The sequence below is a fragment of the Candidatus Berkiella aquae genome (assembly GCF_001431295.2).
Classification (GTDB): domain Bacteria; phylum Pseudomonadota; class Gammaproteobacteria; order Berkiellales; family Berkiellaceae; genus Berkiella; species Berkiella aquae.
This window is the reverse complement of record NZ_LKAJ02000001.1, coordinates 2,041,537-2,055,503: the sequence shown is the minus strand read 5'-3', so window position 1 is coordinate 2,055,503 and position 13,967 is coordinate 2,041,537. Positions and strand designations below refer to the sequence as shown.

13 protein-coding genes are annotated in these 13,967 nt (G+C 39.5%); 8 read left to right on the top strand and 5 right to left on the bottom strand.

The window, feature by feature from the left end; translation table 11 throughout:
- The first annotated feature begins 46 nt into the window (after positions 1-46).
- Positions 47-1,129: a hypothetical protein gene (locus tag HT99x_RS09125; RefSeq protein WP_075066042.1), complete on the top strand. Its 1,083-nt coding sequence runs from the start codon at positions 47-49 to the stop codon at positions 1,127-1,129.
- A gap of 1 nt (position 1,130) precedes the next feature.
- Here HT99x_RS09125 and HT99x_RS09120 read toward each other — a convergent pair whose 3' ends face one another.
- Complete coding sequence (locus HT99x_RS09120; protein ID WP_075066041.1) at positions 1,131-1,952, bottom strand: SDR family oxidoreductase; 822 nt, start codon at positions 1,950-1,952, stop codon at positions 1,131-1,133.
- Between the two features lie 14 nt (positions 1,953-1,966).
- A complete protein-coding gene (locus HT99x_RS09115; protein ID WP_075066040.1) occupies positions 1,967-2,818 on the bottom strand; it encodes a putative RNA methyltransferase in 852 nt (283 codons plus the stop codon).
- A gap of 137 nt (positions 2,819-2,955) precedes the next feature.
- Between HT99x_RS09115 and dbpA the strand changes: the two genes are divergently transcribed.
- Positions 2,956-4,341, top strand: coding sequence for an ATP-dependent RNA helicase DbpA (gene dbpA, locus HT99x_RS09110; protein ID WP_075066077.1), 1,386 nt, complete (start codon positions 2,956-2,958; stop codon positions 4,339-4,341).
- An 8-nt stretch (positions 4,342-4,349) separates the two neighbouring features.
- On the opposite strand, the gene HT99x_RS09105 is transcribed toward dbpA, so the two are convergent.
- Genes HT99x_RS09105 through HT99x_RS09095 form a run of 3 tightly spaced genes read right to left on the bottom strand, consistent with a single transcriptional unit; the run spans position 4,350 to position 6,966 of the window.
- On the bottom strand, positions 4,350-5,099 hold the full coding sequence (locus HT99x_RS09105; RefSeq protein ID WP_075066039.1) for an acetoacetate decarboxylase: 750 nt from the start codon (positions 5,097-5,099) through the stop codon (positions 4,350-4,352).
- A gap of 31 nt (positions 5,100-5,130) precedes the next feature.
- Positions 5,131-6,171: a patatin-like phospholipase family protein gene (locus HT99x_RS09100; RefSeq protein WP_075066038.1), complete on the bottom strand. Its 1,041-nt coding sequence runs from the start codon at positions 6,169-6,171 to the stop codon at positions 5,131-5,133.
- A gap of 9 nt (positions 6,172-6,180) precedes the next feature.
- Positions 6,181-6,966 (bottom strand): 3-hydroxybutyrate dehydrogenase, encoded by a 786-nt coding sequence (locus HT99x_RS09095; RefSeq protein ID WP_075066037.1) that lies wholly within the window; start codon positions 6,964-6,966, stop codon positions 6,181-6,183.
- Between the two features lie 206 nt (positions 6,967-7,172).
- Here HT99x_RS09095 and HT99x_RS09090 point away from each other — a divergent pair, with 206 nt between their 5' ends.
- The 6 genes from HT99x_RS09090 (at position 7,173) to HT99x_RS09065 (ending at position 13,155) form a co-directional block, all read left to right on the top strand.
- A complete protein-coding gene (locus HT99x_RS09090; RefSeq protein WP_158003374.1) occupies positions 7,173-8,054 on the top strand; it encodes an MBL fold metallo-hydrolase in 882 nt (293 codons plus the stop codon).
- A gap of 5 nt (positions 8,055-8,059) precedes the next feature.
- Positions 8,060-9,361, top strand: coding sequence for an adenylate/guanylate cyclase domain-containing protein (locus tag HT99x_RS09085; RefSeq protein WP_075066035.1), 1,302 nt, complete (start codon positions 8,060-8,062; stop codon positions 9,359-9,361).
- Positions 9,362-9,436: 75 nt separating this feature from the next.
- Positions 9,437-10,606, top strand: a complete 1,170-nt coding sequence (locus HT99x_RS09080; protein ID WP_083482841.1) for a serine hydrolase — start codon at positions 9,437-9,439, stop codon at positions 10,604-10,606.
- Positions 10,607-10,656: 50 nt separating this feature from the next.
- Positions 10,657-11,199 (top strand): hypothetical protein, encoded by a 543-nt coding sequence (locus HT99x_RS09075; RefSeq protein ID WP_075066033.1) that lies wholly within the window; start codon positions 10,657-10,659, stop codon positions 11,197-11,199.
- A 10-nt stretch (positions 11,200-11,209) separates the two neighbouring features.
- Positions 11,210-12,292, top strand: a complete 1,083-nt coding sequence (gene hisC / locus HT99x_RS09070) for a histidinol-phosphate transaminase (protein ID WP_083482840.1) — start codon at positions 11,210-11,212, stop codon at positions 12,290-12,292.
- Positions 12,293-12,339: 47 nt separating this feature from the next.
- Positions 12,340-13,155: a hypothetical protein gene (locus HT99x_RS09065; RefSeq protein WP_075066032.1), complete on the top strand. Its 816-nt coding sequence runs from the start codon at positions 12,340-12,342 to the stop codon at positions 13,153-13,155.
- Positions 13,156-13,967 lie beyond the last annotated feature (812 nt).

Genomic DNA, 13,967 nt, shown 5'->3' with positions numbered 1-13,967 from the left:
AATGTGCTCTATGATGAAAATGACATGTATTTGATTTAGGATTACCATGCTGACATTTATCGATTTACTACCCACGCCGTTAAGAGCGATTCAAGTTGGCGATGAAGTGTTAACATTTTGCAATTTCTTACATCGTGGTTCAGGTGGCCTTACATCACTCTATCTTGATCAAGCGCAAAATAAATATGTTTTAAAATCCACATTAGGTGATGATGCATCACTTGAGGCAGAATTAAATGAACGGCTTGGGCGAATGCGCAGATATATAAAAGGGGATGATGATCATGATCATTTGTTGCTTACCTACATTGATGGGGAGGATGTTGAAAAAGCGCTTGCAAAGCATCTAGCAAGTCCTCCTATTGATGAAATAGGTTGTGCATTGTTTGAACCTGCTTATCTTGAAAATCCTTATTTAGGATTTAAAAATGGCTTAGAAAGAAATTTAACCATTGCAATAGAATTAGTAAAAGAGCAAGAAGCATTATATCTAAATAACATTATTCATAATGACGTTCAGCTTGCAAATTATATTCTTACAGAAACGCAAGGCAATATTAAGATATCAGGCATCGACTTTGGAACGGCAACGGATCTGATCAAGGTGGGCAGCTCGATAAAAAATCGACAAATTTTAAAAGAAAATATTATCTCTTTACAAGAAGCATTAAAAGCGATTTTGCCCCAAAGAAATTATCAAAGAATGATCAGTGCATTATCTAAAAAAAGAACGATTAAACATGAAGATATCGTTGAGGCGTTACAAGCACAATTAGAACCTAAATTGACAGAAAAGCAAATTGGTTTACCTTCATTTATCCATGCCTTGCAAAGCATGGAGCAATCCATTAAATCAGAGTTGTCTACAGAAGCAATGAAAGTGAATCCTCGGCATATTGCTTTTATTGAAAGTCGTTTAGAGCGAAGTATTCGACAAAATAATGTAAATGATACTGTTTGTTATATTTTACATGGTGGAAAATTAACGGACAGAATGGTAGAGCAATTAACACGCAATCCAGAGTCAGATCTCACAAAATTATTAGCACCTTATATTCAAGAACATGAATTGCAAAAACTTGAAGTTGGCATTGAGCGGCTTACGCTATCAAAATCTCGCGGCAAATAAATTAATGCTTCTGTATTTTCTTGGCAAATTTCCAACGAAAATAACGTGGCAATAGTCCTGGGAATAATCGATTCAACCAAACACCTGTTTTGCCAAATAGCGTGATAATGCATTCACGTTTCTTATGGCGTATCGCTTTAAGCATAATGTGAGCTGCTTGTTCTGCATTCATTCGAAGGGCGGCGGGGGCTGCATGCTCTCTGGTATTTTCTTCGTATTGCCCGAAATTGTTAATGTTGCGAAATTCGGTATTAATGTAACCTGGACTAATCAGGGTCACATTAATATCAAAAGGCGCTAATTCAATATAAAGCGATTCTGCTAATGATGTAATGGCATGCTTGCTCATGCTATAGGGGGTATACTGTGGAATAGTAATATGGCCAAGCGCGCTCCCCACTAACACCAATTGCCCTTTGGTTTTTTTAAGATCATCTAGGGTTGCATGGATGGTACGTAGCACGCCGTAAACATTTGTTTCAAATTGACGTTGATAATCTTGAATATTGAGTGCCTCAAAATTTCCAATGACCCCAAATCCCGCATTAGCGATGACAATATCCACGGGACCAAGTTGCTCATGAATTTTTTCAATGGCAAGTGATTGATCTTGTTCTTGGGTCACATCACATCCAATGGCGATAGCCTGAGTATTCAGCGCTTGGCAATCATTGACGAGTGCTTGAAGCCTATCTTGGCGTCTTGCTAGTAAAGCCAGTTTGGCGCCTTCTTTGGCAAAACACAAAGCAAGAGCTGCACCAATGCCTGAAGAGGCACCGGTAATGATTACAACTTTATTTTTGAAAGAGGGACTAGCGGTCATGATTGTCCTTGTTCTTAGGGTTTAAATACCCATAACATCACATCAATACTTACCTTGAGCTTATCTAATGATAACAGCATGTCTTTTTTGAAGGCACTTGAGCGCCAATAAAAAGGTGTCATCTTCAATAAATTTTCAATCTCTTCTTTAGATTCCAATGTCATGGTTGCTTGAATAGGAACTGATTCTGAGAATTCAAAAAAGCCATCCGTTTTGAGCAACAATTTATCTTCATCAATTTCTTTGAGCTCATCAAATAAATATTCTCTTAATTCCATCAGATGATTTTTAGCAGGTGTTACCGCAAAGAGTAACCCATTGGGGGACAAGATCCTTTTAACTTCATCATGATAAAGTGGTGAAAAAACAGACAAAGCGATATCAATCGACTCTGTTGCAAACGGAAGATTTTTATTACTGCTGACGATCCAAGAAATGGCTTTGTCATGCTGATTTGCACAATGAATAGCCTCTTTGGAAATATCCGTACCCCAATAGTAGGCATCAGGAAATGACGAAAGTAATGCTTGTCTTAAATGGGAGAGGTAATAGCCAACTCCACAACCTAAATCGACAATGTTGGGATTGGGCCGTTGCAATTCATTCAATTTTTGCTGTATCGCTTCATTTAAAGCGGTGACAATCGGGGAATAATAATCTTTTTTGAGAAAATCTATTCGACTTTTCACCATTTCCTTATTATCACCGGGTTGCTGCGTTTTCTTTTGATTAGACAGCAATAAATTCACATAGCCTTGTTTGGCTTTATCAAAAGAATGATTATTCGCACAATAATAGGTTTTTTCACTTTGCTTTAAAGGGGAGGCGCAAACCGGGCAAATTAAGACGTTGTTTTCTACGGACATTGATGTTTTCCACGATTAGCAATAAGGATTTTGGCGCTATCCTTTCATATTTGACCTCGTTCTACAACTAGAGATTAAGCTTGTAAGCTAGTTGAGAAAGTGACATAATGCACGCAGTTTTTCTAACGGTTGCTGCTATGAGTACACATTCTTTCGCCAATTTACCGCTTAGTGCCGAGATGCTTAAAAACTTAGAAAGTATTGGCTATCAACAAATGACGCCAATACAGGCTAAAAGCTTACCGTATATCCTTAATAAACAGGATGTTATTGCCAAAGCGAAAACAGGCAGTGGCAAAACGGCGGCTTTTGCCTTAGGGGTACTTAGTCGACTTAATCCTTCACTCATACAGGCTCAGGCAATGGTTATTTGTCCAACTAGAGAGTTGGCCGATCAAGTGAGTAAAGAAATTCGACGATTAGCACGCTTAATGCCCAATGTTCGGGTATTAACCCTTTGTGGTGGCAAACCTTTTCGTATGCAAGCCGAATCGCTCTATAACGGTGCACAGATTCTAGTGGGTACGCCAGGACGTATTCTGGATCATCTTAAAAGAAAAACGTTATACCTGGGCAAATTGCAAACCTTAGTTTTAGATGAAGCAGATCGAATGCTGGATATGGGTTTTCATGACGATATGCTGGAAATTATCAAACAGACTCCAGCCTCTCGGCAAACGCTTTTATTTTCTGCAACGTACCCTGACTCTATTACACAAATGAGTCAGTTATTACAAAAATCACCGGTCGATGTCTCTTTTGAAACGCACGATGAATCGACTCAAATCCTTGAATTGGCTTATCAAAGCGCAGATGTTGAAAAATATGATGCGCTGCTTGCGGTACTTGGGCATTATCAAGAAAAGTCTGCCATCATTTTTTGTCGAACCAAACGCCAATGTGATGATGTTGCCATCTTGCTTTGTGAAAAAAACTATCATGCATTGTCGATACACAGTGATTATGAACAAAGAGAGCGCGAAGAAATTTTGCTACAGTTTGCTAATCAAAGTTGTTCGATTTTAGTGGCGACCGATGTTGCTGCGCGGGGGATTGATATCAAAGCATTGCCTCTGGTAATTAATTATGATTTGCCATCTGATCCTGAAAGTTATGTGCATCGGATAGGGCGCACTGGGCGTTGTGGTCAGGAAGGTGTAGCTATCAGTCTTTTCAATGAAAAAGAAAAATTTAAATTAAAAACCATTGAAGAATATACCCAAAAACCGATTAAACAGCTCGAACAGACCATGTTATCGCAACCGTCGATACCTATCATGCCTCCCCCTATGCGCACACTGTGTATTAATGCCGGTAAGAAGAATAAAATGCGCCCAGGCGATATTCTTGGCGCATTAACTGGCGATGGCGCTTTAAAAGGGGATGAAGTAGGCAAAATCGATATTTTTGATTTTCATTCCTATGTCGCAATTAAACGCAGTGCTGCTTCGCCTTTGTTACAGCGTTTGCAAGGCAAGATAAAAGGACGAGCATTTAAGCTTCGCTTTTTAGATAATCCATAACCGATCCTTTAAGAGCTTGGGTTTTTGAGGAAATCCTCAACCACTTCTCCATAAGGCAACGTTAAATCAGAAACAAAGTGCAAAGCATTAACAATTTTTCTGATGGGTAACTGAGCGACAGGTGCTAATGCATGAGGGTGTAATTCAAGGCTACCCGGCCCATACCATGCCCCTTTAACCGTAATATCTTGTAAATAGGTTCTGGTGAGTTGGTTAATGAGGGGTTGACCTGTAACATCAGGAATATTTTTTAATAAAAAAATCGGTTTTTTCAAGCTCTCAAGCACAATGCTGGCATCAGATATATGGTGTTTATAACCCATGGTGGCGGTAGCAACGCGAACGCTGCCATAATCTAATGTCCCAAGTAAAAAATCTTCTTCTACCGTTAATGATGGCTTAGCGAGTTTTTTAGGAAAGCCCCAGATTTCGCGGCCACCTGCAATGGGTGAATGATCATCCAAAAACATCGATATCGTAAAACCGCCTTCTTCACCTCTGTAGCGCACAGGGATCACTTGCCCCGTTTCGGTATAATCACCAAACCCGGTTGAATCAGGCATTCTAATAAATTCATATTTCACTAAAGGTTTAGGAATTTCAAAAACCGAAGGTACGATTTCGCGTAAGATATCCATATCGGTTTCATAAGTAATAATAAAGAATTCTCGATTAATAAAACGATAGGGACCATTAGGATAGGTTACCATCCACCGAGGAACGGGCATGGAAAATTCATTGTTAAGTATATCAGTCATTGTGAACTCCTCGGATTGTAATGTCTTAACTTTATAAAAACTCTTTATCGATATCGATAGAAGATTTTTTGCCTAAATCGTGAAAGTGATTATCTAACCATTGTTTGGCAACTTCACGTCCTTTGTCCTTTAAATGTTTGAGAAACTGCCAATCAGTATTCATTTTGCTGGAAACACTATGGGTTGCCATTTCCTCATCTGAGCGAATAGAATGAATATACATTTTCTTCATTTTATCTGCAGCAATCGTTTGATTATCGATTAATTTGGAAACAAATGAGATCGCTCTCATTTCTCGCATCAAGGATGAGTTAAAGCTGATTTCGTTGACGCGATTTAAGATTTCTGTTGCCGTTTTGGGCACCCCTTTGCGAACGATAGGATTAATGTGACTAATCACCACATCTTGAGATTGGCAATGATAAATCAAGGGAAAAATAGCTGGATTACCAATATAACCACCATCCCAGAAATATTCGCCCTCTATTTCAACAGCTTGAAAAAGAAAGGGTAAACAGGCCGATGCTAAGATGGCATCAACGCTAATCGATTGATGATCAAAAATCCGAATTTTACAAGTTTCAACATTGGTGGCGCAGATAAATAGCTTTAATTGGGTTTTGCTGCGTACTTCGTTAAAATTAACTGTTTCTTCTAAAATGGTGCGTAAAGGATTAATATTGAAAGGATTAAACTGATAAGGAGAGAACACTTTGGTCATTAAATCAAAACTGCTAAATAGCAAAGAGTCATCTAAGCTAAATTGATCGAATTTCCCTTGGGTTAACATATTCATGAAAGGAAATCCTTTAAATTGGCTGTAACTGACACCTGTTTGGCTAATGCGTTCCCAAAATTGATTTAAAATACGGCGTGCTTCATCATGACTGTCATTGAGTAAACCTTGGGCTAATACAATGGCATTCGCAGCTCCTGCACTAGTGGCACTAATGCCTTCAAAATGCACTCGACCATCTTGTAGTAAATAATCTAAAACCCCCCAGCAAAATGCCCCATGGGCTCCGCCACCCTGTAATGCTAAGTTGATTGATTTAATATGGGTGTTTGCCATGTATGATTCTTAATGTGCTGTCCAACCGCCGTCTATGCATAATGCTTGCCCTGTTAACATTCGAGCAGCATCGCTACATAGAAACACAGTCATTGCTCCTAAGTCTTGAACGTTAACAAATTCTTTGATGAATTGATCTTTGAGTAATACCTTTTCAATCACTTCACTTTCAGAAATTTTATATTCTTTTGCTTGGGCTGGGATTTGCTTTCTCACTAAAGGGGTATCAACATAGCCTGGGCATATCGCATTAGCCGTGATACCAAAGGGTGCTAAATCTAATGCTGCAACTTTAGTTAAGCCAACGACCCCATGTTTTGCTGAAACATAAGCGGCTTTATAAGGGGAGGCAATAACACCATGAACCGAGGATACATTAATAATTCTGCCCCATTTGCGTTTTTTCATTCCTGGAACGCAGGCTTTAATGGCATGAAAATTGGATGATAAATTAATAGCCATGATAGCGTCCCATTTTTCATCTGGGAATTCATCAATTGGTTGCACATGCTGAATGCCGGCATTGTTAACCAAAATATCAACGACATCAAAAGCCTTTTCAGCGGTTTTAACCATCTCTCGTATCTCTTGTGGTTTAGAGATATCCGCTTGAGAATAGATGGCTTTAACTTGATAAGTTTTTTCAAGTTCCAGGCGCTCATCTTCAATTTCATCACGTTGACCAAAACCGTTGATGACAACATTAACCCCTTCTTTGGCTAATGCATGTGCTATCCCAAGGCCAATGCCACTGGTTGAGCCGGTGATAATGGCAGATTTAGATTTTAAAACCATTTTTTCCCTCAATTCGCGTACGTTATCAAGATAAAGCTATCCTTTATCTTAGCAAAGAGCGGTTTAAAATTGGCCTTAAGACTGATTTTACATACCACTCGCTAAGCAAAGATGCGATATTTTTCACTAAACAGGTGTAAGATCGCTATTTTGAACTTAATAGGCTGTAAATTGTCACATGAATTAGAATGTGTGAGGATGTTGTTTTGAGTAATACGTTTAATAATGATTTTATTATTCAATTTTGGGGAGTGAGAGGGAATCTACCTGTTCCTGGTTTAGAAACGATTCGTTATGGGGGTAATACTTGTTGTACAACCCTGCATATTGCTAATAAGTATTGGCTTATCTTTGATGCAGGTAGTGGTATCAAGCGATTTGCAGAATATTTATCTGAATCTGGCATTAAACCACTTTCCGCAAAATTGTTTATCAGCCATCCGCATTGGGATCATATTAATGCCTTACCCTATTTTGATCCGTTATACGTAAAAGGAAATGAACTTGAAATATTGATTGGTAATGATGGGAGCATGCCCGTTGAACAGTTAGTCTTTGGCCAAATGCATTACCCTCATTTTCCGATTACGCTTAAAGAGTTATCAGCAACATTAACTTTTCGACAACTTCAAACAGAAAGTTTTGAAATGGATGATATCAAAATTCAAACTATTCGTCTAAATCATCCTGGTTTTTGTTTGGGGTATCGTATTCAATACCAAGATAAATCTTTTTGCTACATTACCGATAATGAATTGCCTTTGAGAAATTCTCCTGATTTTTCTCAAGCACAAGAAGATGCATTAATACAATTTATTGATAAAACAGACGTCTTGCTGATTGACACGGCTTACTTTGATGAAGAATATAAAGTCAGAATTGGCTGGGGACATGCTTGTGTCAGTCAAGTAGTGGATATTGCCGATAGAGCGAATGTGGAACGTTTATGTCTTTATCATCATTGTCCTCATCAGAAAGATAACGATATCGATTTAAAATTGTCTACAGCACAATCTCTTTTAAAATCAAAGCACTCTAAAACAGAATGTTTGGCACCACGAGAAGGTGAAAAATTAATCATTAGGTAAAAACGATGCATGATGAGAAAGATGGTGATTTTGGATCATCAGTCATTTACAAAAACGTTTTGCAAAATATGCAAGATGGTGTTATTGCCATTGCATCGGACGGGAAGATTGTTACCTTTAACCAGGCAGCAGCTAACATTTTAATGATAAAAATTGAGCAATATATTGGCCAGCATTTTACTAAAATATTTTCGACCCTGCTTTTAGATCCTCGTAATGATGAATTAAATGATGCCATTTTGAGTGCTATTTATGAATCTAAAACAGCGCATCATAAAGATGTTAAGTATTATTTTAATGGTTTATCTAAAGATTTATTGGTCAGTTCTGCGGCCTTGATCATAGAGAGTGAAGGTGCCAGTGTTAAAGCAGGCATGATTATTGTCATTAGCGATATTACACAAAGACAGCGTTTAGCTCACGTGCAAAATCTATTTGGTAAATATGTTGATCCCAGTATTGCTAATCGTTTAATTGAACAATCAGACCATGAAATCATGAAAGCCAATCGCCAAGTCATTACGGTGAGTTTTTGTGATATGCATGATTTCACCTCATTATGCGAAATTTTGTCTCCAACGATGATGGAAGATTTAACGAATCTTTTCTTGTCAAAAATGTCGCGCTCCGTACATAAAAACAAGGGAGTGATTGACAAATTTATTGGTGATTCAATCATGGCCTTTTGGGGATTTCCAGCCGCAGAAGGCGTCAATCATTCATTCTATGGTTGTTTAACTGCGTTAGATCAAGTTCAATGTTTAGCAGAACTTAATGCTGAGATTAAAGCTTTGCTGAAATTAGAAGATTTTTCGATTAGTCTTGGCATTGGGGTTGCAGCAGGGGAACTGATTGTTGCTAATGTGGGTTCTCAAGAACGTAAAAATTTTACGGTTTTAGGTAATATTGTCAACCTTGCTGCAAGATTAGTCGGTGTGAATAAAATTTATGGTACACAAGTATTGGTGACCGATGGCGTTTTTAACGCTACCTATAATGAATTTGAGTTTCGTGAGATTGATACGATTGTGGTGAAGGGTAAAGAACAACATACCACCGTTTATGAGTTACTGTCCTTAAAAGGGATGTTAGATGAAAGTAAACGCGATTTTATGGCGTGTTATGCCCAAGGGTTACAATGTTATCGTAACCGGGAGTGGGCAGACGCGAAAAGTCATTTTAATAAAGCGCTTGAGTTGAAGGCCGATGATAAAGCATCACACGTGATGCTTGGGAGGATTGAAGAATATCGTATTCATCCACCCGGTGAGTCTTGGGGCGGCGTTTGGGTTATCGATCGAAAATAGATCTCACCTGAGTGGCTTCGCATCTTGAAGGGCTCTTGGTTATAATAACGTCCTAATTCCTATACGGACTCTCAAATGAGACAGCTAAATACCTATCTATTATCGCTTGGCATATCGAGATTCGTCACTGCCGTGATGCTTGTTTGTGCTATTGCTTTTTCATCGATTGTATCGGCAGCAGCAAAAGTCGAAAAAGAAGTTCCCTCTATTAAAAGTATCGTTAAAAAAGCGAACAGCGAAAAAATGATACAAAGTGGACTTCTGGTGATTGCAAGGGAAGGGAAAATTCTTTTTACCCAAAGTTATGGCTATGCAGATAGAGACCAAAAATCAATCATGACGATTGATACTTTATTTCCATTAGGCTCCATTTCTAAACAATTTACCGCCGCATTGATTCTAAAATTGGTCGAAATGAAGAAGATTGATCTCAATGCGCCCATTGATACTTATCTTGAAAATGTACCCAAAGAATGGCATCAGATCACCGTGCATGATTTACTAACGCATACCAATGGTCTGCGAGAGTGTTATGATTTATTAAAATATTCTGCGCCTTATGATAGAGATGCATGTCTGGTCGCCGTTAAGCCTTTGCCTTTAACACATGTCCCCGGTAAAACCTTTGAATATAACAATACAGGCTATTTCCTATTAGCAAAAATCATTGAGAAAGTGACAGGAAAATCGTATCCCGATTTTATCAAACAGACGCTGAATAAACCTTTACATTTAACGCATATATATTCTCCCAATATTGAGGGAGAATATCCCAGTGCTGTTTATCAAAAAGACAGGTTGGCGAAGCATTATTTAATAACGCCAGAAGCTGGCAAGATTGAATATGCCAAAGCAAATGAAACCAATTTAAATTTTGCCCATTATCTTACTGGAGCGGGTGAATTAATCGGTAGTGCTAATGATTTAATTGCTTGGACGCAAGCCTTATTTGAATCAGATTATCTAACGAAAAATTCGTTAGATAAAATGAAAACCAAATATATCTATGATGAAGAAAAGCGCAGATGGTATGGCTATGGCTTATGCATTCGAGAAAGCGAAGTGGGTGATGTTTACTTTCATGCAGGTAAAATCGATCGTAATGGTACGCTGTTTATGGCTTATGTGCCTCGTAGCAAGCTGCAATTAATCATATTAAGCAATGCTTATGAAAAGGATTACAATCCTTTGCCCATTTTTGATTATGGTGTTGGATTAGTCGTTGCTTTAAGTAAAGTATTGTAGGATGCGAATAACATGGTTATAGTCCTTTTCTAGTTGAGAAGAGGATATTAATGAGTAAGATAACTATCTTCAGTAATACGAGTCCGGAAGCGCCTTTATTTACTTCCGAGAATCAAAGCGAAATCCGTGAACAATTACATCGGGTTGGCATTCGATTCGAACAATGGTCAACCCATCCCGAAATTGGGCCTCATTCAAGCCATGAAGCGATTTTAGAGGCTTATGATGAACCTATCCAAAGACTCGTCAGAGAAGTCGGTTATCAATCATGGGATGTGGTTGCTTTATATAGCGATCATCCCGACAAAACAGTTTTAAGACAAAAATTCTTGAAAGAGCATACGCATAAAGAAGATGAGGTGCGTTTCTTTGTCGCTGGCAGTGGCCTCTTTACTTTGCATATCGATGGTAAGGTCTATAGCGTGCTTTGCGAACGAGGGGATTTCATCAGCGTGCCCGCAAAAATGTATCATTGGTTTGATATGGGGCCTTCGCCACATTTTATTGCGATTCGCTTATTTAATAACCCAGATGGTTGGATTGCAGAATACTCAGGCAGCGAGATCGCAGAGTCCTTCCCCAAAATGAGTTAGCAGGTGCCACTTGTCAGATATTCATACCCTTATTCGCCCCGAGTTACTGGCCATTAAACCCTTTGATGCATCAAGACCTGGTTTTGCAAACAGCGTGTTATTAGATGCTAATGAATTACCCTGGGAAAGTGCTTGTTTTAATGAGATTGGTTTAAACCGTTACATTGATGAGATGTTTGATCCAACCCTATTGGCAATCTTATCAGCCTATTATGAAACCAAGCCTTCACAGATTTTGTTAACCCGAGGGAGTTGTGAAGGGATCGACTTGTTGGTACGTGCTTTTTGTCGACCTGCCCAAGATGCGATTATGGTTTGTCCACCGACATTTAGCATTTTTGCACAATGTGCCATGATGCAGGGTGCGCAGGTGCAGGTTGTGCCATTACAAGCACAGCAAGGCTATACCTTAAATAAAGCGTTATTACTAAAAAGTATTACCGATACCACTAAATTGGTGTTCATTTGTACGCCCAATAATCCCACGGGTAATTTAATTCCTTTAGAAGATATTATTGACATTATTGAGGCGTTACAAGGTAAGGCCATGGTGGTGGTTGATGAAGCTTATATGGAATTTGCTAATGGCAAAAGTGCGGCTTCATTAGTTGAAAAATATAGCAATCTGGTGGTTTTAAGAACTTTTTCAAAAGCCTTTGGGCTAGCAGCGCTTCGCTGTGGGGCGTTGATTGCACAAGCACCCTTAATTCAGATCTTAACGGGTATGATGATGCCTTTTCCTTTTTCTTTGCTCACTTTGCAAGCCTTGAAGCAGGCGCTCACCAAAGAAAAGCTTGCGCAAATGAAACAGTATATTCAGGAAATACAGACGCAACGTGAATTGTTTAAGCAAGATTTGCAGCGTTTGCCGGTTGTTAAGCAAGTGTGGGACAGTGAAGGCAATTTCTTATTTATTCAATTAAAAGATGGTAAAACGGTGTTACAAGCATGCCGTGATAATGCCATTTTAGTGCGACACTTTATTGGCGTAAAAGACTATGAAGATTTTCTGCGAGTAACGGTTAGTTTGCCATCACACAATGCTATCTTTACACGTGCATTGGCGAGCGTTACATTAACGGAATTAGTGTAATGAGAGCCCGCTTTCGGGCAAAAATGAATATACAGGGAGTTAAAAAGATGGTTTCAACGCAAGTTTGGCTGCAGGCAGATGGCGATATATCTGATCTCGATTTTGAGACTTTATTAAAAGCGATGGATCATGAGCGTTCTCCACGTGTTCAGGAAGTTGGAGTTGATTATGAAGGGATTAGCGAAGAGCAAGTCAAAGCCTTGATCCCTGCGATGACACACAATCGCTTGCATTATTTTGAAATGGCAATAGAGCATTGGGGACATCCTGCATTAAGTGCTAATGTCATTGCTGCTGTCAGTGGTAATGATAAAATGACCCATGTTTTGTTATTGCTGGGCAATGAACACTTTTATTTTCGTGGTGATGCCATTACAGATGAAGAACTAATGCAAATTTTTCACGAAAAAGTCACACTTCACCTTGAATCAATCACAGATGAACAATTGACCATACTCATTGATCAATTGAAGACCAATGAAACCAAAGAGTTATCGTTGACCATTACCCAGATGGAACCGGAAGTGGCTCAGCATGTTGCCGAGATGCTTCGTCATAAAATTCCGAGTATTGAGAAGCTGTCTTTGAGTCTGGGGACGCAAGTTTCTACCGTTGGGCAAGATATTGGAGATGACTTTATTGTGCAATTTGCTGCTTTAATGCAGGAAGGTCAGAACGATTTATCCGATCTGGCAACAACCGCTTCGGGCTACGCCAATAGTCTTTTGACACAAGGGAAATCCTGGTTAAGTGCTTTAACGACGCCAATGACAGCGTGCATGAGTCTAGGGCCTGATTTAACAGGGGAAGAAGAAGCGGACATTAAGCTTCAAGAGAAGTTAAAGCTGGGCAAGTTGGCGTAATTGATCGCCCCCTTTGAATAAAAGGGGGCAGCTCGCACTTAGGCGAGCGGGGGATTTTTTGTTGATTAGGATAAAAATCCCCCCGCTTGTTTTTCAAACAATCGGCCCCCTTTTATACAAAGGGGGCGAATGATTGGCTACGCTCATCGTTGTCGCGAATTGACATTCATCTGCTGCCAAGTCATGAGAGGTCATACCGGTTTAAAGTGTTACCCATGTGCCCGGTTTGTACCCCATTGATCGCCCCCTTTGAATAAAAGGGGGCAGCTCGCATTTGGGCGAGCGGGGGATTTTCTGTTGATTAGGATAAAAATCCCCCCGCTTGTTTTTCAAACAATCGGCCCCCTTTTATACAAAGGGGGCGAATGATTGGCTACGCTCATCGTTGTCGCGAATTGACATTCATCTGCTGCCAAGTCATGAGAGGTCATACCGGTTTAAAGTGTTACCCATGTGCCCGGTTTGTACCCCATTGATCGCCCCCTTTTATACAAAGGGGGCAGCTCGCATTTGGGCGAGCGGGGGATTTTTTGTTGATTAAGATAAAAATCCCCCCGCTTGTTTTTCAAACAATCGGCCCCCTTTTATACAAAGGGGGCGAATGATTGGCTACGCTCATCATTGTCGCGAATTGACATTCATCTGCTGCCAAGTCATGAGAGGTCATACCGGTTTAAAGTGTTACCCATGTGCCCGGTTTGTACCCCATTGATCGCCCCCTTTGAATAAAAGGGGGCAGCTCGCATTTGGGCGAGCGGGGGATTTTTTGTTGATTAAGATAAAAATCCCCCGCTTGTTTTTCAAACAATCGG